Origin of the sequence: Glutamicibacter sp. JL.03c (assembly GCF_025854375.1) — a bacterium.
Classification (GTDB): domain Bacteria; phylum Actinomycetota; class Actinomycetes; order Actinomycetales; family Micrococcaceae; genus Glutamicibacter.
In genome coordinates this window covers 1,776,781-1,796,223 of the sequence record NZ_CP107575.1, presented here as the reverse complement: position 1 = coordinate 1,796,223, position 19,443 = coordinate 1,776,781, and the positions used below count along the sequence as shown (strand labels likewise).

Genomic DNA, 19,443 nt, shown 5'->3' with positions numbered 1-19,443 from the left:
CAACCGACCGAAAGGATCGTAGTGCTACGCACTCATCAGCTGGGCGTCTTGAACGCCGAGCACATTGGACAGCAGGTCACCCTTACCGGATGGGTCGCCCGTCGCCGTGACCACGGTGGTGTCGCCTTCTTGGATTTGCGTGATGCCTCGGGCGTGGCCCAGGTTGTCGTGCGCGATGAAGAGGATTTCCACCCGCTGCGCAATGAGTTCGTGCTGCAGATCGTCGGCACCGTCGAGCGCCGCCCGGAAGGCAACGAGAACCCGAACCTGCCAACCGGCCAGATCGAGGTCATCGCGGACACCGTGACCGTGCTGAACACCGCCGCCCCGCTGCCTTTCCAGGTTGACGAGCATGTCGAGGTCGGCGAAGAGGCGCGCCTGCGCCACCGCTACCTGGATCTGCGTCGCCCCACCCCGGCACGCAACATCCGCCTGCGCTCGGAAGCCAACCGCGTGGCACGCAACCTGCTGCACGATCAGGGCTACATCGAGATCGAAACCCCTACCCTGACCCGTTCCACCCCGGAAGGCGCCCGCGACTTTGTCGTGCCGGCCCGCCTGACCCCGGGCAGCTGGTACGCGTTGCCGCAGTCCCCGCAGCTGTTCAAGCAGCTGCTTCAGGTGGGCGGTTTCGAGAAGTACTACCAGATCGCACGCTGCTACCGCGATGAGGACTTCCGCGCGGACCGCCAGCCGGAGTTCACCCAGCTGGACATCGAGGCTTCGTTCGTCGAGGAAGATGACATCATCGAGCTCGGCGAGAAGCTGGTCACCGAGCTGTGGAGCCTGATCGACGTGCAGGTCCCGACCCCGATCCGCCGCATGGCGTACTCGGAGGCCATGGCCAAGTACGGTTCGGACAAGCCGGATCTGCGCTTCGGCCTGGAGCTGACCGAGATGACGGAGTACTTCGCGAACACCTCCTTCAAGGTCTTCCAGTCCGAGTACGTCGGCGCCGTGGTCATGCCTGGGGGCGCCTCGCAGCCACGCCGCACCCTGGATGCCTGGCAGGAATTCGCCAAGCAGCGTGGTGCCAAGGGCCTGGCCTACGTATTGATCAAGGAAGATGGCGAGCTGGCCGGCCCGGTGGCCAAGAACCTTTCGGACGAGGAGAAGGCCGGTTTGGCCGCAGCCACCGGCGCATCTGCCGGCGACTGCATCTTCTTCTCGGCGGGCAAGAAGAACGAGTCCCGCGCCCTGCTCGGCTCGGTCCGTGTCGAGATCGGCCACCGCACCGGTTTGATCAAGGAAGGTGACTGGGCTTTCGTCTGGATCGTCGACGCGCCAATGTTCGAAGCTGCCTCCGATGCTGTGGCCTCGGGCGACGTGGCCGTGGGTGCCGGCGCCTGGACCGCTGTGCACCACGCCTTCACCAGCCCCAAGCCAGAGTTCATGGACACCTTCGACACCGATCCAGGTTCGGCGCTGTCCTACGCCTACGACATCGTATGCAACGGCAATGAAATTGGTGGCGGCTCGATCCGTATCCACCAGCGCGACGTTCAGGAACGCGTCTTCAAGCTCATGGGCGTCACCCAGGAGCAGGCCGACACGCAGTTCGGCTTCCTGCTCGAAGGGTTCAAGTACGGCGCCCCGCCGCATGGCGGCATCGCCCTGGGCTGGGACCGTGTCCTGCAGCTGCTGACCAACTCGGAGTCCATCCGAGACGTCATCGCCTTCCCTAAGACCGGTGGCGGTTTCGATCCGCTGACCCAGGCTCCTGCGCCAATCACCCCGCAGCAGCGCAAGGAAGCTGGCATCGACTTCAAGCCTGAGAAGAAGAAGGCCGAAGAGGCCGAAGCCAAGGCTGAAGCCAAGTAGTCTTACGTAGCTATACCAAGCCGGATGGAACGCGCTTAAGCGTTCCATCCGGCTTCTTTTTGCCTCAAAAAGACCATGATGCGGATTAATGCTGATTTTAATACTAGGTTAGTTTTCATACTAGTCATTTCAATCCAAGGAGACTTCTTGGCCTCGGCAAAACCCCAGCACATCGTCGAGCAATACCCGGCGCGTGACCGCGATTGGGCGCAGGACTTCAGGCTTGCCATGCTGCTGCATGACTTGGATGATTCGCAGAGCGGCCAAGAACTGGAAGAGGCCCTGGCCACCATCCGGGATAGCGGTGAAGTTGCAGAGGACCTTTTTGGCGACCCCCTTGAATACGGTGAAGTCCGGGCCTACGTTCGCCTGACGCCGCAACAGCTGGCGGACTCGGAGATGCCGGTCAACAGCAGCATGCTATTGCTTGTTGGTCTCGGAATCGGTGTTGGCCTGCTATGCACTGGTTTTGGCACTTGGGTCGGATTCCGTGACGGTTGGACTGCGAACTCGTGGCGCTATTGGCAGCTAGCGGCCTTGACCGCAGGCACAGGAATCGCCTTATCCGGCCACCTGTGGTGGTTCTACCGCGTGAAAGGCAAATTCGCTCGATCTTGGGCGCTAGGCGTGGCCGGAATAGCGGTATCTATCGCAGCTGCCGCACTCATCGCCACGCTCGGTGGTGAACAGGCCCTGCCGATGCCCAACTGGCTAGCACCGATCCTCGGGATAGCGCTGGCAGCCGGCGCATTTTGGCTGCCATTCAAGGGCGAGCCCGTAGCGACGGACAACAATGCCATGGTTCTTGCCGATCCTGAAGCGTGGTTTGCCGAATCCGCGCGCCTGCTGCGCGGACGCTACGGAATGCGTGGAAGAGAGGCGGCATCCGCCCTGGCACCAGCCCGCGAGCACTGGTCAACCATGTGCACGGCAGGAGGCGAGGCATCAATAGTTGAGGAATTCGGCACCCCCAACGAATTCGCCATCGGTCTGGGGGTCAACACCGCCAAGGCACTGCGGCGGCGCTGGCTCATGCTCCGGTTGCTGCCATTGGCGCTAGTATTCCTGTACGGCACAAGCCTGCTGCCGGAGGCACTGGCCCCGGACCGCAGCGGATGGGACATCTTCTTCGCCGTATGCGTTGCGATTTTTGCGGCGGTTTCCCTTTACGAATTGCGCCCCGCGAACCGCGCAGAATACGTGGAATCCAAGCTTGCCCAAAGGCGAGCCCTTGCCCGCGGCCTGGAAGAAGGGCGCGATGAGTAAGGACTCGCCATTTCCCGGCAGCTGGCAACGCGCCATGCTTCCGATGCTGCTGCTGGCTGAATTGTCGTCCGGGCAAGCCCACGGCTACGCCCTGTCCAAAATCCTGCAAGAACGAGGTTTCGGTCCGATCAAGGGCGCAACGCTCTATCCCGCATTGGCGAAGCTGGAAGCCTCGGGCTTCCTGGAAACCCGATGGGAAGAAGGCCAGGGCGGGCCCGGCCGGAAAGTCTACGAACTCTCCGCCGCCGGCCAAACCGAGCTGGATGCGCAGCGCGCAAGCTTCGAGATGCTCGCGCAGCTGGTGAAGGCTGCCGGCAACTAGGCCAGGTCCGCCGAATCGACGATCACTGTGAACGGGCCGCTATTGGTCAGCGACACCTCCATCATCGCCCCGAACCGCCCGGTCTCAACGTGCGCTCCGAGTTCACGCAGGTACCGCACGAAGTATTCGTAGAGCGGCTCGCTGACCGGGCCGGGCGCAGCATTGGACCAGGAAGGGCGCCGGCCCTTGCGCACCGAGCCGTACAGGGTGAACTGGCTGATCACCAGCAGCGGCGCCTGGTTGCCGGCCGCCGAGGTTTCATCCTTCATGATGCGCAGTTGCCAGATCTTCTCGGCGACCTTGCGCGCCGTGGCCTGATCGTCCTCGTGGGTCACGCCCAGCAGGATCACCAGGCCGGGGGAGTCGAGCTGCCCGACAATTTCCCCTTCAACTTCAACGCGGGCGGTGCTGGCGACCTGGACAACGGCGCGCATGCAGAAAATCCTCTCAATCGGCAATAAGCGGCGACCGAAGGGCCGGTACCGCATTGACACCAGAATATCGGTAGGCTTGGACGGTGAGCGATTTGTTCGATTCCCTGACCGATGATCCGCAGGACGCGCGCGAGGCCCAAGTCAACCGACCCCGCCCGCCGCTGGCGGTAAGGATGCGCCCGCGCTCGCTCGAGGAACTGGTCGGGCAGCAGCACCTGCTTGGTCCGGGCTCGCCCTTGCGCCAATTGGCCGAGAATCCTGAAACAGGCCTGGCCGGGCCTGCCAGCGTGATCCTGTACGGCCCGCCGGGCATCGGCAAGACCACCATCGCGCACGTGATTGCGCGAGCGACTAATCGCAAGTTCGTCGAGCTTTCGGCCATCACCGCAGGCGTGAAAGACGTTCGCCGGGTCATCGAGCAGGCCAAGGACGACTGCGACCTGCGCGGGATGACCACGGTCCTCTTTCTCGACGAGATCCACCGCTTCAACAAGGCCCAGCAGGACGCGCTGCTTCCCGGAGTCGAAAACCGGGTGGTTGTGCTGGTCGCCGCCACTACCGAAAATCCGTCCTTCTCGGTGATTTCCCCGCTGCTCTCGCGCTCCCTGCTGCTGACCCTGCGTCCGCTGACCGATGGCGACCTCGCAGCCCTGCTGGAACGCGCCATCGAAGACGAGCGCGGATTCAACGGGCAGGTCCAGCTGGATGACGAGCAGCGCGACGCCATCGTCCGCCTGGCGCAGGGCGATGCCCGCCGCTCGCTGACCGTGCTCGAGGCGGCCGGGGCCGTCGCGTGGAATGCCGCCGGGGCGGAGGTCACACCGCCGGTGCGGATCACCCAGGATCACGTCCAGCTGGCGATGGACCAAGCCGTGCAACGCTATGACAAAGACGGCGACCAGCACTACGACATCATCTCGGCGTTCATCAAGTCCATCCGAGGCTCGGACGTGGATGCTGCACTGCACTACCTTGCGCGCATGCTCTCGGCAGGGGAGGACCCGCGATTTATCGCCCGGCGCCTGATGATCTCCGCCAGCGAGGATATCGGCATGGCCGATCCCACCGCACTGCCCCTGGCGGTCGCCGCGGCCCAGTCGGTGCAGCTCACCGGCATGCCCGAAGCCCGGATCATGCTGGGCCATGCAACGGTGCATCTTGCCACCGCGCCAAAATCCAACGCCGCCTACAACGCCACCAATGCCGCGCTGGCCGATGTCGCAGAAGGCAAAGGCTCGTTGGTGCCCGATCACCTGCGCGATGCGCACTATCCCGGGGCCAAGCAACTCGGTCATGGCGTGGGGTATATCTACGCCCATGACGCGCCGCATTCCATTGCCACCCAGCAATACCTGCCCGATGATCTGGTGGGCACCAATTACTACACCCCCCACGGTCAATGGCGCTGAAAAGACGATCGGATCGCGGCTGGCGAGGTTGCGGGAGATCATTCGCGGCAAGGACCCGGTACGCGGGGCACGCAAGCGCTAATTGTGCGCTATACCTCAAGATTTGCGGCCTTTGGTTCGTGTAGACTTGATCCTTGGCTGGCAAGCCCTGCCTGGAATCCGAGAGATCGGCGACCAGAGCAAGGTTGAAGTGTAGCAGGGACGCGACGCCCACACACTCTCCATCCTGGAGGCCAGTAGATTCCGTCGCTGAACGAAAAGGACACATCAATGGCTAACGCCCGTGCCCGCCGCACCGTACGCCTTTCGCGTGCGCTCGGCCTTGCATTGACCCCTAAAGCTGAAAAGTACATGGAGCGCCGTCCATACGGTCCAGGCCAGCATGGCCGCGCCCGTAAGAAGCAGGACAGCGACTACGCAGTACGTCTGCGCGAAAAGCAGCGTCTGCGTGCCCAGTACGGCATCCGCGAAGTTCAGATGCTGAACGCCTTCAAGGAAGCCAAGCGCCTCGGCGGCCAGACCGGTGACAACCTGTTGGCACTGCTCGAGTCCCGCCTGGATGCCCTGGTTCTGCGTGCAGGCTTCGCCCGCACCATCCAGCAGGCTCGCCAGCTGGTTGTGCACCGTCACATCCTGGTCAACGGCCAGCGTGTTGACCGCCCGTCCTTCAAGGTACAGCCGGGTCAGCTGATCCACGTACACGAGAAGAGCGAGAAGATGGTTCCATTCCAGATGGCTGCAGCAGGTGAGCACGCAAAGGTGCTGCCAGCTGTTCCTGCGTACCTGGACGTGAAGCTGGAAGCCCTTCAGGCTACCTACCTGCGCGCTCCTGAGCGTGCAGAGATCCCAGTGACCTGCGAAGAGAACCTCGTGGTCGAGTACTACGCACGCTAAATCCGTGCGCTAGTTCCAAGCCCGCAACCGATTTCGGTTGCGGGCTTGTCGCTTAACTACCTATTGGCGCGCAGACTTCGATAAGGTGAACTGGCACCAAAAACCCAAGCAGAAGAGGAAGCACATGTCCGGTTCGGATATTGCAGGGCTTATCGCAGCCGGCGCGTTTGTTGTACTAGTAGTGCTGCTGGCCGTGCCGATCATCAAGTTAGGCAAGGTGTTTGATGAGCTTCGCACCACGATCAAAGACGTGTCCGACGGAACCACCCCGTTGCTAGGTGAAGTCGCCAACACCGTGGCGACCACTAACGACCAGCTCAAGAAGGTCGATACGATCACCACCAACGTTTCTGATACGACCGCCAATGTTTCTGCGCTGTCCTCTTTGGTAGCAGCCACTGTCGGCAAGCCGCTGATCAAGGTGGCCGCATTCACCGAAGGTGTGAAGGCCGCGATGAACACCAAGCCGAGCGGCAAGGCACGCCGCAGCCGCTAAGCCGGAGCCTGTTCGATCGAACACGTATCGGCGCGCTGAACGAGTGACGGCCCATCGAAGGCCGCCAAGGAGACTAGAATGAAAAAGTTCTTGTGGGTTTCTATTGGAGTGGGCGTAGGAGTGCTCGCCACCAAGAAATACGCTGAAGTTAAATCCGGTGCAGCGCTCAACCGCCAGGTCGGCAAGTACGCCGACCGTGTCGCCGAATATCTGGAAGCCTTCCATCAAGGCATGACTTCCAGAGAAGAAGAATTACGTTCCGCCTTGGGCGTGGACTCCGCTAAGTGAAGGGATCATCCGTAACACGATGAAAACGCAGGAAATTGCCCGTCGGTGGGTCGACTTTTTCGTCTCGAAGGGCCACACGGCGGTGCCCAGCGCCTCGCTGGTCTCATCTGACCCATCGCTGCTGTTCACGGTGGCCGGCATGGTTCCCTTCATTCCTTACCTGACCGCGCGCGAAGAGGCCCCGTACAACCGTGCGACCTCGGTGCAGAAGTGCATCCGCACCGGCGACATCGAAGAAGTCGGCAAGACCGTGCGCCACGGCACCTTCTTCCAGATGTGCGGCAACTTCTCCTTCGGCGATTACTTCAAGAAGGATGCCATCCACTTCGCCTGGGAGCTGCTCACCAGCCCGGTAGAAGCTGGCGGCTACGGCCTGGACAAGGAACGCCTCTGGGTCACCGTCTACGAAGACGGCGATGAGAAGGACGTGGAAGCCCGCCGCATCTGGGAAGAGGAGATCGGCATCCCGACCGAACGCGTCGTGGGCACCGGCAAGGAAGACAACTACTGGAACACCGGCCAGCCCGGCCCCGGCGGTCCTTGCTCGGAGATCTACTACGACCGCGGCGCCCAGTACGGCCAAGAAGGCGGCCCAGCGGTCGATGAGACCCGCTACATCGAGATCTGGAACCTCGTGTTCATGCAGTACCGCCTTTCCGCGGTGCGTTCCAAGACCGACTTCGACGTTGCCGGCGAACTTCCAAAGCGCAACATCGATACAGGCCTGGGCCTGGAGCGCCTGGCCATGATCCTGCAGGGCGTCGAGAACATGTACGAGACCGACCAGGTCCGTCCGGTGCTCGACAAGGCCGCCGAACTGGCAGGCGTCACCTATACCTCCACCGAGGATCCGGCCGACCCCAACCACGCCAACGACGTGCGCCTGCGCATGATCGCCGACCACATCCGCTCGTCGCTGATGCTGATCTCCGACCAGGTCACCCCGGGCAACGAAGGCCGCGGCTACGTGCTGCGCCGGCTGATCCGACGCGCTGTGCGCGCCATGCGCTTGATGGGCGTGGAGAGCGAAGTGCTCCCAGAGCTGCTGCCGGTCTCGCGCGACGCCATGAAGGGTGTCTACCCAGAGGTCGAGGCTGATTTCGAGCGCATCGCCCGCATCGCCTACGCCGAAGAGCGCGCTTTCCGCCGCACCATCGCTTCAGGCACCACCCGCCTTGACGAGGCACTGAGCCACGCCAAGGAAGCGGGCGCGAACCTATCGGGCGACGACGCCTTCACCCTGCACGACACCTATGGCTTCCCGATCGACCTCACCTTGGAGATCGCGGCCGAGGCTGGCCTGTCCGTGGACGAGCCGCGTTTCCGCGAGCTGATGAACGAGCAGCGCTCCCGGGCCCAGAAGGATGCCAAGGCCAAGAAGGCCGGCCACGCCGACCTGTCGGTGTACAACAAGCTGGCCGAAGCCGGCAATGTGCACTTCACCGGCTACGACACCCTGGAAGGCGAGTCCTCCATCCGCGGGATCATCCGCGACGGCCAGGTCGTGCCTTACGCTGAGCAGGGCCAGGAAATCGATCTGGTCCTGAATGAGACCCCGTTCTACGCCGAGTCCGGCGGCCAGGCTGGCGACAGCGGCCTGATCACCGGTGACGGCTTCGTGCTGGAAGTCACCGATGTCCAGGCTCCAGTCAAGGGCCTAAACGTGCACAAGGTCATCGTGCGCGAAGGCGAGCTTCCTGCCGAAGCCATGGTGCGCACCCAGGTTGACGCGGTCCGCCGTCGTTCCGGCGAGCAGGCCCACTCGGCCACCCACCTGGTGCACGCCGCCCTGCGCGAACTGCTCGGCCCCTCGGCCACCCAGGCAGGCTCCTTCAACAAGGCCGGCTACCTGCGCTTTGACTTCTCGTGGGCCGAAGCCCTCTCGGCTGCCGCCCGCAGCGAAGTCGAGGAAGTGGTGAACCTCGCGATCGCCGCCAACCACCAGGTCATTACCAATGAGATGGCGCTGGCCGAGGCGAAGAAACTGGGCGCCATGAGCCTGTTCGGCGAAAAGTACTCCAACGACGTGCGCGTCGTGGAAATGAACGGCGCCTGGTCGCGCGAACTGTGCGGCGGAACCCATGTGGATTCCACCGCTCGCATCGGCCAGCTGACCTTGCTCTCCGAAGCTTCGGTGGGTTCGGGCAACCGCCGCGTGGAAGCGTTGGTCGGCATGGAGGCCTTCCGCCACGGTGCTGCCGAGCGCGCCCTGGTTTCCGAGCTATCGGGCCTGTTCCGTGTTCCGTCCAACCAGGTCTCCGAGCGGGTCAACGACACGGTGGCCAAGCTCAAGGCCGCCGAAAAGCAGATCGCCGAGCTCAAGAGCCAGGCCATGCTCGCCCAGTCGGCAGCTCTGCTGGAGAAGGTCCAGACCATCGGCACGACCCGGTTGCTGGCTCACAACGCCGGCGCCATCGATTCGGCCGACGCGTTGCGCACCATGGCATTGGATCTGCGCGGCAAGCTGGGCAGCGAAGCGGCAGTGATCGTGCTGATCGGCGTCTCCAACGGCCGGCCACTGGTACTGGCTGTGACCAATGACGACGCACGCGCCCACGGCTTCAAAGCTGGTGCGCTGGTGCGTACCGCAACCGGCGTGCTCGGCGGCGGTGGCGGCGGCAAGGACGACATGGCCCAGGGCGGCGGCCAGGACGCTTCGAAGATCGATGAAGCGCTGGATGCCATTCGGGCGGCTTTGGCCAATGGCTAAATTGGCACTCGGCGTCGACGTGGGCCTGGCCCGCGTCGGCGTCGCCATCTCCGATCCCTCCGGCATCTTGGCCACGCCGGTGATGACCCTGCGCCGCGATCTGAAGAAGAACTCGGATCGCCGGATGCTCTTGCGGATCATCGCCGATCGAAAGGTCGGCGAGGTGTTCATCGGGGAGCCCAAGTCCTTGGCAGGCCATGACACCGACTCCACCAAAATGGCCCGTGACTACGCCATTGCTTTGGCAGAAGAAGCCGTGAGCGCTAATATCGAGCTTGAGGTTTTTCTGGTTGACGAGCGATTGAGCACCGTGAACGCGCATCGCGCGTTGCACGCCTCGGGTCGTAAGATGGAGGATCATCGAAAGGTTGTCGACCAGGTCGCGGCCACCGAGATCCTGCAGCAAGTGCTGGAAATGCGTCGGAACAACGTCCGCGTGCAGGCCAGCAGGATCGTCATGAAATAGGTTTCGCGCTACGCGGCCGGGGACGATGCCACACCAAGAAATGAGAGTTGATGCGAGAAGAAGCCCGTCGAGAACGGCAACGCGAAACGCATCGCGCGCTGTATGAAAGCTTCGCGGCAGGCCAAGGCCTGCCGATCGCTGAACCTTCCACCCCGGAAGTCACCGGACTCGAGCACTACGTCAATGCCACGGTCGATCCAGACGCGGCCGGCGACACCGCTTCGGACGCTGCTGGCGATCAGGGCGGGCAGGACACCCACACCCGGTTCCTGCCCACCCTGGCCCCGGTGCACACGGCTCAAACCCCGATCCTCGAGCCGCAGGACTCGCTGCACAGCAACGGCCTGCTCGGCCAGGGTGATCAAGAGCACGAAAAGCTGCACCGCAAGAAGACCAGGCGCAAGCGCAATCTGGTGATGCTGGCCACCGTGCTCATTTTCGCGCTCGTGGTGGCGGGGTCCTTCTACTTCGTCAAATCGCTGGTCAAGCAGTTCAACCCGGACGACTATCCCGGTCCGGGGGGAGCCACCGTCGAATTCACCGTGGAAGACGGCCAGGGCTTGGGCGTGATCTCGCGCAAGCTCGAGGACCTGGACGTGATCTCCAACGACAAGCTGCTCATCCGGGCCGTGGAGAACTCCAAGCAGGCCAACAAGGTCATCCACCCCGGCACCTACCTGCTCAAATCCCAGATGCCGGCAGCGGACGCCGCCGAGGTGCTTGTGGACAACCGTCCCGGCAAGGTCTTCTACATCGGCCTGAAGGCGAATCTGCGCATGAACGCAGCACTGGAAGAGATCGCGAAGGGCTCCGGGCTGAAACTGGCGGACCTGGAAAAGCTGGCCAACCAGCCAGAAAAGTTCGGCCTGCCGGATTCGGTGCCCAACCTTGAAGGCTGGCTGCACCCGGGCGAATACCGCTTCGCGCTCGATAGCACCCCGCAGGAAGTGCTGTCCAAGTTGGTCCGTGCTACCAAGGAAACCCTGAAAGACGCTGGGATCAGCGATCTTCAGAAGGGCTACCGCACCTTGAAAGTCGCCTCGATCCTTCAGGCCGAAGCCCGCGAAAAGGACTACGCAACCGTGGCCGGTGCCATCGAGAACCGCTTGGATCCGGCCAACACGGAAACCCACGGGTTGCTCCAGGTCGACTCCGCGGTGATCTATGGCCTGGACCGCTACAGCCTGCAGTTCAGCCAGGCCGAACGCCAGGACGCCGGCAACAAGTACAACACCTACGTGCACAAGGGCCTGACGCCGACCCCTATCGGCTCGCCTGCCACCTCGGCGATCAAGGCTGCGGCCAACCCGCAGGAGAACGGCTACTACTACTGGGTGACCGTGAACATCAAAACCGGCGAAACGAAATTCGCCTCCAGCTATGCCGAACACCAGCAGAACCAGGCTGAATTCCGCGCATGGTGCCAACAGAATTCCGATGTCTGCTAAACGCGGCATCACTGCAGAAAGTACGTGAAGTGATGAAGCAGGCTGCCGTTCTGGGCCATCCGGTCGGCCACTCCAAGTCTCCGGTATTGCACCGCACCGCCTACGAGCTGCTGGGCGCGGCGCTGGGCTATGAAGCCATCGATCTGCAGCCCGCGCAGTGTGCCGAGCATGTGGCGCGCCTGCGCCAGGGGAACTGGGCCGGCTGCTCGGTGACCATGCCCCTGAAAGATGCCTTTGTCCCGTTGATGGACGAGGTCTCCACCCGGGTGCGTCAACTTGGCGCGCTGAATACAATCGTGGTGCGCGAGGACGGTTCCCTGTACGGGGAGAACACCGACATCGACGGACTGGTCCAGGCTCTCGCGGACTTCTCGATGACCTGCACCGACCGGGCCATGATCCTCGGTTCGGGCAATACCGCACTGGCGGCCTTGCAGGCCAGCGCTCTGATCGGGGCCAAGCACGTCACCTTGGTCGTGCGCTCCGCCCAGCGCTCCCAGCGTGCCGTGGAACTGGCCACGGAGCTGGGCCTGGCTCCGGTCGTCCACGAAATATCGGCGATCACCGAGGAACTCGCGGAGCAGTTGCGCCAGGTCCCCCTGGTCTTCAGCACCCTGCCGCCGCGCGCGGGCGATGAGTGGGTCCCGGCCGTGGGCCGCGGAACCGGGATCCTGCTGGATGTCGCCTACGATCCATGGCCCTCCCGGCTGGCCTCGTCCTGGCAGGGACAGGTCATTTCCGGCCTCCACATGCTCGTGCACCAAGCGGTCGAGCAGGTGCGCCTTTTCGCTTCCGCGGCGTGGGATGAGCAGCGGCGTGCTGACGTCACAAATGCGATGTATGACTCTCTGGGACTGCTCCGACACCAGTAATTCCATCAGGTCATGGCAAAATGGAGGACATGTTGCGTTGGTTGACCGCGGGCGAATCGCATGGCCCGGCACTTGTTGGAATTCTTGAAGGGCTACCTGCCGGAGTATCGGTAGATAGCGAAGTAGTACGCGAAGCATTGGCGCGCCGCCGCCTGGGCTATGGCCGCGGGGCGCGTATGAAGTTTGAAAAGGACCAGGTGACTTTCCTTGGCGGCGTACGCCACGGCAAGACCCAGGGCGGTCCGGTGGCCATCGAAATCGGCAACACCGAATGGCCGAAGTGGGAGCGCGTGATGAGCGCGGATCCCGTTGATCTCGATGAGCTCGCTTCGCTGGCGCGCAATGCGCCGCTGACCCGCCCTCGTCCGGGCCACGCCGATTTCACCGGCATGCAGAAGTACGGCTTCGACGATGCCCGGCCGATCCTGGAGCGTGCCAGCGCTCGCGAAACCGCGGCCCGCGTGGCCCTGGGCTCGGTGGCTTCCCGCTTCCTCAACGACCTGGGCATCCAGCTCGTTTCACACACCACCGCGGTAGGCGCCGTTTCCGCTCCTGTCGATGCGCCATTGCCTACCGCCGGCGACATTGAGGCGCTTGATGCCGATCCGCTGCGCTGCTTCGATCAGGCGACCAGCGACGCCATGGTGGCCGAGGTCGACGATGCGCACAAGGCAGGGGAGACCCTCGGCGGCGTCGTTGAGGTGCTCGCCTACAACCTGCCTCCAGGCATCGGCTCCTACGTGCACTGGGATCGCCGCCTGGATGCGCGCCTGGCGGCCGCATTGATGGGCATCCAGGCCATCAAGGGCGTCGAAGTCGGCGACGGCTTTGAAACCGCGGCCCGCCGCGGCTCGGCAGCCCACGACGAAATTGTGCACGCCGAAGATGGCAGCATCAAGCGCAGCTCGAACCGCGCTGGCGGCATCGAGGGCGGCATGAGCATCGGCGAGGTGCTGCGGGTTCGCGCAGGCATGAAGCCGATCGCCACCGTTCCGCGTGCGCTGCGCACCGTTGACACCGCCACCGGCGAGGACACCACCGCGCACCACCAGCGTTCGGATGTCTGTGCCGTTCCGGCTGCCGGCGTTGTCGCCGAAGCCATGGTGGCCCTGGTGCTTGCCCAGTCGCTGCTGGAGAAGTTCGGCGGCGACTCGGTGGCTGAAACCAAGCGCAATATCGAGTCCTACCTGGCGAACATCCCGGATAATCTGGGATCGACCGGCGTCTAGGAAGCATCCGGTAATGATTTACCTCATTGGTCCGATGGCCAGTGGCAAGTCCACCGTGGGCAGGTCACTGGCCACGGCCTTATCAACCAGTTTCGCCGACTCGGATGCTGCCGTGGTGGCCCATCATGGCACCATTCCGCAGATATTTGCCGAGCATGGCGAGGCGCATTTCCGCGATCTGGAAGTCCAGGCCCTGGCGCGCCTGCTCACCGGAGTGGTCGCCACCGGTGGCGGCGCGGTGCTGCGCGAAGAGAACCAGCAATTGCTCTCCCGCGGCACCGTAGTCTATCTGGAACTGGGCCCGCAGGCGGCAGCCGAGCGGATCAAAGCCGACTCCAACCGGCCGCTGCTGGCAGGTGACGAAGCACTCACAGTCTGGGCTTCGGTTTACGAAAAGCGCCGCCCCATTTACGAAATGCTGGCTGACGTGCATGTTGTGGTGGACGGAAAGTCCGTTCTACAAATTGTCGAAGAGATTTTGCCGCAAATCGAACAGCTGTGATTAGCGCCACGAGATGCCAGTTCTCGCCAATCACGCGCGTACGCTAGACAAATCAGCACCATCAGGAGGAATAAGACTGATGCCATTAGCACCGACCACTTTGAAGGTCTCGGGAAACACTGCCGCCGAATCGTACCCGGTACTGGTTGGCAACGGCTTGTTGGGGCAGCTGCCCGAACTGCTCGGACCTTCGGTTAAAAAGGTTCTGGTGATCCACCCCCGCGCGCTGCGCACCACCGGGGACGTCGTCCGCGACGAACTGGCCAACGCCGGCCTGGAAGCACTGACCGCTGAAATTCCTGATGCCGAAGAGGGCAAGCACATCCAGGTCGCCTCCTTCTGCTGGGAAGTCCTGGGCAAGAATGATTTCACCCGCAGCGACGCGGTCATCTCCGTGGGCGGCGGCGCCGTCACCGATCTTGCCGGCTTCGTGGCCGCCACCTGGCTGCGTGGCGTGAAGGTCATCCACATCCCGACCTCCCTGCTGGGCATGGTCGATGCTGCCGTGGGTGGCAAGACCGGCATCAACACCGCAGAAGGCAAGAACCTGGTTGGCTCCTTCCACCCGCCAGCAGCGGTGCTCGCGGACCTCGACGCCTTGGCCACCTTGCCGAAGAACGAACTGGTCACTGGCATGGCCGAGATCGTCAAGACCGGCTTCATCGCCGATGAGCGCATCCTGGAACTGATCGAAGAGGATCCAGAAGACGCCATCAACCCGGGCAGCGCCCGACTGCGCGAACTGATCGAACGCACCATTGCGGTCAAGGCGGACGTGGTCTCCCGCGATCTCAAGGAATCCGGCGACCGCGAATTCTTGAACTACGGCCACACCCTGGCCCACGCAATCGAACTTGCCGAGCGCTACCAGATGCGCCATGGCGCCGCGGTCTCCATCGGCTTGTGCTTCGCCGCCGAGCTCGGCCGCTCCGTGGGATACACCTCCGATGAGATCGCCGATCGCCACGTGAACATCCTCAAATCCCTGGGGCTGCCAACCACCTACCGCAATGACCGCTGGGCTGCGCTGCTCGATGGCATGAAGCGCGACAAGAAGGCCCGTGGCAACCAGCTGCGGTTCGTTGTCCTCGAAGCCATCGGCAAGCCGCGCATCTACGAGGTACCGGATAACTCGCTGCTCTTTGCGGCCTACCAGGAAATCGGGGAGTGAGCATGGGCGACTACACCGCATACGCCATTGACGTCGCATCGGTAAACCGTCAGGGCGTTGGAACATCGGTTAGCGGCGTCCTGATCGATCCGGAGACCCTTAAGCCATATCTCGCCGACGAACAGGCCGCAGAGCACCAGATGCAGGTTGGCTCGCCAACCGACCAGGTCATGATCCTGCTGGCCCGCGGAGATCTTGCCGAAGCCGGCGAACTGATCGCCGAATCCCGCCTGGTCGATCCGACCAACGCGCACCTGCGCGTGCTGGATACCGAGCTGACCCGCATGCAGGGCGACTTCGATCGTGCGATCAACCGCCTGCGCAAGCTCGCCGAGGAATTCGCCGGCACCGATTACGAACCGCTGATGCATCACCACCTGGGCCTGTCCTTCTTCGCGAAGGGCGACTTCAAGGCCGCGGCGACCCGCTTCCGCAAGGCCATGGACCTGCGCATCGAGCTTGATGACGATGCCTACCTGGTCAACGCGTCGAGCACCTGCCTGAAGATCGCCGAGGAGCGCGCAGCGCAGTAACGAGCGCCACCGTGCGCCACCCTGACGGCTTGCGCCGCAGTAGGGTAAACTTGTAGATGGATTTTTGATAATGCCAGTGCAGGCTGGCGTCAATAGAGGATTGAGGAAACGTGGCGGATACAACTGATATTAAAAATGGCGTGGTTCTGAAGATCGAGGGCCAGCTCTGGACCATCATCGACTTCCAGCACGTCAAGCCAGGCAAAGGTGGGGCATTCGTTCGCACCAAGATGCGCAACGTGCTCTCCGGCAAGGTAGTGGACAAGACCTACAACGCCGGTACCAAGATCGAAACTGCAACCGTTGACCGCCGCGATTACCAGTACCTCTACCAGGACGGCGAAGACTACGTCTTCATGAACCTGGAAGACTACGACCAGATCACCGTTTCCGGCGAAACCGTAGGCGACGCCGCCGGCTTCATGCTCGAAAACCAGGAACTGACCATCGCCATGCACGATGGCAGCCCGCTGTACCTGGAACTTCCAGCGTCGGTCATCCTGGAAATCACCTACACCGAGCCAGGCCTGCAGGGCGACCGCTCCTCGGCCGGCACCAAGCCAGCGACCTTGGAAACCGGCAAGGAAATCCAGGTTCCACTTTTCGTCGAGCAGAACACCAAGGTCAAGGTTGACACCCGCACCGGCGATTACCTGGGTCGTGTCAACTAGTGAGAGCCCGCGCCAAAGCCCGTCGCCGAGCCCTCGAATTCCTGTTTGAGGCCGAAGCCCGCGATGTCGACCCCGTGGGTGTCGCCATCTCGCGCCGGGAGAACTCGGACATCGTACTCAATGAGTACTCGTTGACGATCATCGAAGGCGTCATGGCCCACCTGGACCGTATTGACGAAGTGCTTGAAAGCTACGTCAAGGATTGGACCATCGAGCGCATGCCAGCGGTTGACCGCAGTGCGCTGCGCATCGGCGTGTGGGAATTGCTCTACAACGATGATGTTCCCGACGCAGTTGCCGTGGCCGAGGCTGTGGTGAACGTTCGCGAACTCTCCACCGACGAGTCGCCAGAATTCGTCAACGGCGTTTTGGGCCGCATCCAAAGCGTCAAGGACACCCTGGTCGACTAATATCGATTCTCAGTCTCCAAGCCTGGGCCGGATCTCCCTTAGCGGAGCTCCGGCCCGGGCTTTTCTGCGTCCCTGCGCCGGAAATTCCATCTCGCCCTTGTCCACCCGGCACCACAGCGCAAGAATAATGGAATGAACCACGCGCCGAAACGATGGACCCACGCGGTTGAAGTCCCCGACATGTGGCTCGACCCGGCGGAAGACCCCAGGGATACCGGCGAGCCGGATCCGGTAGGGGAGGCGGAGACCTATCAAAGATATCTGCGCGACTACCGGCAGACCCTCCAGCTCAAATGCCAGGGCCTGGACGCCGAGCAATTGGCCCGGCGCTCGGTGCCTCCCTCGACCATGTCGTTGCTGGGATTGCTGCGCCACTTGGGCGAAGTCGAACGCGACTGGCGCAATTGGATTACCTCCGGGCAGCCGCAGGCACGGATCTACGGCCCTCATGATGCGGATTTCGACCGGGCAGTGCCGGAGCCTGGCTGCGTGGCCCAGGCGCTGGAAGTCCTGAACGCCGAACAGCAGGCCACTGACCAGCAGCTCGCGCCGTACCAGGATCTTGGCCAGAGCATCGGCCGCGAGCACATCACCGTGCGCGAGCTGCAGGTGCACCGGATCGAAGAGTATGCCCGGCACTGCGGGCACGCGGACTTGCTGCGCGAATGCATCGACGGCCGGATCGGGCAATAGCTGGCCACGTAGCACTGCAGGACACATCCCCGCCATGATGACGCTGTGCCGAAGCCAACAGCGTCGCCACCTCCGCCACACCAGGCCGCGCGATCGGCGATATGGCGCAGGAGTGTTACAGAGAGCCACCGCACCGGGTGATGGATCTCACCGGTTATTCAGTGTCATGCATAGCTTTCCGCTAGGGATTCGGTGCCGGCTCGTGATAATTTGAACTAGCAATATTCCTTTAAATCCCGTCCCGTGAGGCGGAGAAGGGAGAAGTGCACAGCATGAATGAAAATTCAGTGCCAGATGTGTCGCGCACGGTGCTTACCGGCGACGATATCGATCGTGTACTCACTCGCGTAGCCTTCGAGATCATCGAGGCCAACAAGGGCACGGATGACCTTGTGCTCCTGGGCATTCCCAGCCGCGGATTCCCCTTGGCGCAGCGCCTGGCCCAGCGCATCGCAGCCAGCGCACCAGGCAATCTCGACCCGGCCGCCCTCGTCGGCCAGCTCGACATCACCATGTACCGCGACGACCTGCGCCACTCCACCACCCGCACGCCCTCTCCCACGCGCCTTCCGGCCGGAGGGATCGATGGCAAAGTCGTGGTGCTCGTTGACGACGTGCTCTACTCAGGCCGCACCATTCGCGCCGCACTGGATGCCCTCGCCGACTGGGGCCGCCCGCGCATCGTCCGCCTGGCCGTCCTGGTAGACCGCGGCCACCGTGAACTTCCCATCCGCGCCGACCATGTGGGCAAGAACCTGCCCACCGCGAAGAGCGAAAAGGTGCGCGTGCACCTGGCGGAAATTGACGGGACCAACGAAGTGATGATTGAAGGCGTAGCGTGAAACACCTGCTCTCCACCGCGGATTTGACCCGCGAAGAGGCCATCTCCATCCTGGACATCGCCGAAGAGATGCGCGAGTCCGGCACCCGTGCCATCAAGAAGCTCCCGGCCCTGCGCGGACGCACCGTGGTGAACCTCTTCTTCGAGGACTCCACCCGCACGCGCATCTCCTTCGAAGCCGCCGCCAAGCGCCTGAGCGCCGATGTCATCAATTTCTCGGCGAAGGGCTCCAGCGTATCCAAGGGCGAGTCGCTGAAGGACACCGCCCAAACCCTGCTGGCCATCGGTGCCGACGCAGTAGTCATCCGCCACCCAGACTCGGGTGCCCCGGCCAGGCTTGCTGCCACCGACTGGATCGGCCTGCCGATCGTCAACGCAGGCGACGGCACCCACGAACACCCCACCCAGGCGCTGCTGGACGCATTCACCCTGCGCCGCCAGGTGGCTTTGCGCAATGGCACCAGCCCGGCAGGCCAAGGACTGGATGGACTGAAGGTCGCGATCGTCGGGGATATCCTGCATTCCCGCGTGGCCCGCTCCAACCTCTGGCTGCTGAAGACCTTGGGCGCCGAAGTCACCATGGTGGCCCCGCCCACCCTGCTGCCGGTCGGCGCGCACTCCTGGCCCTGCACCATCAGCTACGACCTGGACGCAGTGATCGCGTCGGGAGTGGATGCGCTGATGATGCTGCGCGTCCAGGGCGAACGCATGAACGCCGCCTACTTCCCGAACCCCCGCGAATACTCGCGCTACTGGGGACTGGATGATGCGCGCCTGGGCCAGCTGGATTCCAGCGGAGCCGAAACGCTGATCATGCACCCGGGCCCGATGAACCGCGGCCTGGAAATCTCATCGGCCGCCGCAGACTCACCGCGCTCCACCGTGCTCGACCAGGTCACCAATGGCGTGGCCGTGCGCATGGCCAGCCTGTACATGCTCCTCTCCGGCGACCTGATCTGAAAGAAGA

At 63.1% G+C, this 19,443-nt stretch carries 20 protein-coding genes and 1 pseudogene; 20 read left to right on the top strand and 1 reads right to left on the bottom strand.

The window, feature by feature from the left end:
- Positions 1 to 21 precede the first annotated feature (21 nt).
- The 3 genes from aspS to OF385_RS08240 all read left to right on the top strand — a co-directional run bounded on the left by aspS (position 22) and on the right by OF385_RS08240 (position 3,409).
- Complete coding sequence (gene aspS, locus OF385_RS08250) at positions 22 to 1,821, top strand: aspartate--tRNA ligase (RefSeq protein ID WP_264274962.1); 1,800 nt, start codon at positions 22 to 24, stop codon at positions 1,819 to 1,821.
- Positions 1,822 to 1,968: 147 nt separating this feature from the next.
- Positions 1,969 to 3,087 carry a hypothetical protein gene (locus OF385_RS08245; protein WP_264277827.1) on the top strand — a complete coding sequence of 373 codons (1,119 nt, stop codon included), beginning with the start codon at positions 1,969 to 1,971 and terminating at the stop codon, positions 3,085 to 3,087.
- Positions 3,080 to 3,409 carry a PadR family transcriptional regulator gene (locus OF385_RS08240; protein ID WP_264277826.1) on the top strand — a complete coding sequence of 110 codons (330 nt, stop codon included), beginning with the start codon at positions 3,080 to 3,082 and terminating at the stop codon, positions 3,407 to 3,409. The genes OF385_RS08245 and OF385_RS08240 overlap by 8 nt, the downstream gene beginning before the upstream one ends.
- On the opposite strand, the gene dtd is transcribed toward OF385_RS08240, so the two are convergent.
- Positions 3,406 to 3,843: a D-aminoacyl-tRNA deacylase gene (dtd, locus tag OF385_RS08235; protein WP_264277825.1), complete on the bottom strand. Its 438-nt coding sequence runs from the start codon at positions 3,841 to 3,843 to the stop codon at positions 3,406 to 3,408. The genes OF385_RS08240 and dtd overlap by 4 nt on opposite strands.
- 83 nt (positions 3,844 to 3,926) lie before the next feature.
- On the opposite strand from dtd, the pseudogene OF385_RS08230 reads away from it, so the two are divergent.
- From OF385_RS08230 to OF385_RS08150, 17 genes and pseudogenes are all read left to right on the top strand, one after another.
- Positions 3,927 to 5,334 (top strand): annotated as a pseudogene (locus tag OF385_RS08230) (replication-associated recombination protein A).
- A 188-nt stretch (positions 5,335 to 5,522) separates the two neighbouring features.
- Positions 5,523 to 6,146: a 30S ribosomal protein S4 gene (gene rpsD / locus OF385_RS08225; protein ID WP_060701674.1), complete on the top strand. Its 624-nt coding sequence runs from the start codon at positions 5,523 to 5,525 to the stop codon at positions 6,144 to 6,146.
- 124 nt (positions 6,147 to 6,270) lie between these two features.
- Positions 6,271 to 6,642 (top strand): DUF948 domain-containing protein, encoded by a 372-nt coding sequence (locus OF385_RS08220; protein WP_264277824.1) that lies wholly within the window; start codon positions 6,271 to 6,273, stop codon positions 6,640 to 6,642.
- Positions 6,643 to 6,720: 78 nt separating this feature from the next.
- Positions 6,721 to 6,930: a hypothetical protein gene (locus OF385_RS08215; protein ID WP_264277823.1), complete on the top strand. Its 210-nt coding sequence runs from the start codon at positions 6,721 to 6,723 to the stop codon at positions 6,928 to 6,930.
- Positions 6,931 to 6,949: 19 nt separating this feature from the next.
- The gene (gene alaS, locus OF385_RS08210; RefSeq protein WP_264277822.1) at positions 6,950 to 9,640 is read left to right on the top strand and encodes an alanine--tRNA ligase; all 2,691 of its coding nucleotides are present in this window, start codon (positions 6,950 to 6,952) and stop codon (positions 9,638 to 9,640) included.
- Positions 9,633 to 10,106 carry a Holliday junction resolvase RuvX gene (gene ruvX, locus OF385_RS08205; protein WP_264277821.1) on the top strand — a complete coding sequence of 158 codons (474 nt, stop codon included), beginning with the start codon at positions 9,633 to 9,635 and terminating at the stop codon, positions 10,104 to 10,106. Before alaS ends, ruvX begins: the two co-directional genes overlap by 8 nt.
- Before the next feature lie 50 nt (positions 10,107 to 10,156).
- Positions 10,157 to 11,554: an endolytic transglycosylase MltG gene (gene mltG, locus OF385_RS08200; protein ID WP_264277820.1), complete on the top strand. Its 1,398-nt coding sequence runs from the start codon at positions 10,157 to 10,159 to the stop codon at positions 11,552 to 11,554.
- 32 nt (positions 11,555 to 11,586) lie between these two features.
- On the top strand, positions 11,587 to 12,426 hold the full coding sequence (locus OF385_RS08195; protein ID WP_264277881.1) for a shikimate dehydrogenase family protein: 840 nt from the start codon (positions 11,587 to 11,589) through the stop codon (positions 12,424 to 12,426).
- A 29-nt stretch (positions 12,427 to 12,455) separates the two neighbouring features.
- On the top strand, positions 12,456 to 13,655 hold the full coding sequence (gene aroC, locus OF385_RS08190; RefSeq protein WP_264277819.1) for a chorismate synthase: 1,200 nt from the start codon (positions 12,456 to 12,458) through the stop codon (positions 13,653 to 13,655).
- Positions 13,656 to 13,668: 13 nt separating this feature from the next.
- A complete protein-coding gene (locus OF385_RS08185) occupies positions 13,669 to 14,157 on the top strand; it encodes a shikimate kinase (protein WP_264277818.1) in 489 nt (162 codons plus the stop codon).
- Positions 14,158 to 14,236: 79 nt separating this feature from the next.
- Entirely contained in the window at positions 14,237 to 15,328 is a 1,092-nt protein-coding gene (gene aroB, locus OF385_RS08180; protein WP_264277817.1) for a 3-dehydroquinate synthase, read from the top strand.
- Positions 15,329 to 15,330: 2 nt separating this feature from the next.
- Complete coding sequence (locus OF385_RS08175; RefSeq protein ID WP_264277816.1) at positions 15,331 to 15,861, top strand: tetratricopeptide repeat protein; 531 nt, start codon at positions 15,331 to 15,333, stop codon at positions 15,859 to 15,861.
- 110 nt (positions 15,862 to 15,971) lie between these two features.
- Positions 15,972 to 16,532, top strand: coding sequence for an elongation factor P (efp, locus tag OF385_RS08170; RefSeq protein WP_022875190.1), 561 nt, complete (start codon positions 15,972 to 15,974; stop codon positions 16,530 to 16,532).
- Entirely contained in the window at positions 16,532 to 16,942 is a 411-nt protein-coding gene (gene nusB, locus OF385_RS08165; RefSeq protein WP_264277815.1) for a transcription antitermination factor NusB, read from the top strand. The genes efp and nusB overlap by 1 nt, the downstream gene beginning before the upstream one ends.
- 132 nt (positions 16,943 to 17,074) lie before the next feature.
- Positions 17,075 to 17,635: a DinB family protein gene (locus OF385_RS08160; RefSeq protein WP_264277814.1), complete on the top strand. Its 561-nt coding sequence runs from the start codon at positions 17,075 to 17,077 to the stop codon at positions 17,633 to 17,635.
- Positions 17,636 to 17,907: 272 nt separating this feature from the next.
- Positions 17,908 to 18,477 (top strand): bifunctional pyr operon transcriptional regulator/uracil phosphoribosyltransferase PyrR, encoded by a 570-nt coding sequence (pyrR, locus tag OF385_RS08155; protein ID WP_264277813.1) that lies wholly within the window; start codon positions 17,908 to 17,910, stop codon positions 18,475 to 18,477.
- A complete protein-coding gene (locus OF385_RS08150) occupies positions 18,474 to 19,436 on the top strand; it encodes an aspartate carbamoyltransferase catalytic subunit (RefSeq protein ID WP_264277812.1) in 963 nt (320 codons plus the stop codon). Before pyrR ends, OF385_RS08150 begins: the two co-directional genes overlap by 4 nt.
- Positions 19,437 to 19,443: the final 7 nt, after the last annotated feature.

Excerpts from the sequence above, each read along its gene's own strand:
- OF385_RS08240 (WP_264277826.1), top strand. The coding sequence starts at position 3,080 with ATGAGTAAGGACTCGCCATTTCCCGGCAGCTGGCAACGCGCCATGCTT.
- dtd (WP_264277825.1), bottom strand. The coding sequence starts at position 3,843 with ATGCGCGCCGTTGTCCAGGTCGCCAGCACCGCCCGCGTTGAAGTTGAA.
- rpsD (WP_060701674.1), top strand. The coding sequence starts at position 5,523 with ATGGCTAACGCCCGTGCCCGCCGCACCGTACGCCTTTCGCGTGCGCTC.
- OF385_RS08220 (WP_264277824.1), top strand. The coding sequence starts at position 6,271 with ATGTCCGGTTCGGATATTGCAGGGCTTATCGCAGCCGGCGCGTTTGTT.
- OF385_RS08215 (WP_264277823.1), top strand. The coding sequence starts at position 6,721 with ATGAAAAAGTTCTTGTGGGTTTCTATTGGAGTGGGCGTAGGAGTGCTC.
- alaS (WP_264277822.1), top strand. The coding sequence starts at position 6,950 with ATGAAAACGCAGGAAATTGCCCGTCGGTGGGTCGACTTTTTCGTCTCG.
- ruvX (WP_264277821.1), top strand. The coding sequence starts at position 9,633 with ATGGCTAAATTGGCACTCGGCGTCGACGTGGGCCTGGCCCGCGTCGGC.
- mltG (WP_264277820.1), top strand. The coding sequence starts at position 10,157 with ATGCGAGAAGAAGCCCGTCGAGAACGGCAACGCGAAACGCATCGCGCG.
- OF385_RS08195 (WP_264277881.1), top strand. The coding sequence starts at position 11,587 with ATGAAGCAGGCTGCCGTTCTGGGCCATCCGGTCGGCCACTCCAAGTCT.
- aroC (WP_264277819.1), top strand. The coding sequence starts at position 12,456 with ATGTTGCGTTGGTTGACCGCGGGCGAATCGCATGGCCCGGCACTTGTT.
- OF385_RS08185 (WP_264277818.1), top strand. The coding sequence starts at position 13,669 with ATGATTTACCTCATTGGTCCGATGGCCAGTGGCAAGTCCACCGTGGGC.
- aroB (WP_264277817.1), top strand. The coding sequence starts at position 14,237 with ATGCCATTAGCACCGACCACTTTGAAGGTCTCGGGAAACACTGCCGCC.
- OF385_RS08175 (WP_264277816.1), top strand. The coding sequence starts at position 15,331 with ATGGGCGACTACACCGCATACGCCATTGACGTCGCATCGGTAAACCGT.
- OF385_RS08160 (WP_264277814.1), top strand. The coding sequence starts at position 17,075 with ATGAACCACGCGCCGAAACGATGGACCCACGCGGTTGAAGTCCCCGAC.
- pyrR (WP_264277813.1), top strand. The coding sequence starts at position 17,908 with ATGAATGAAAATTCAGTGCCAGATGTGTCGCGCACGGTGCTTACCGGC.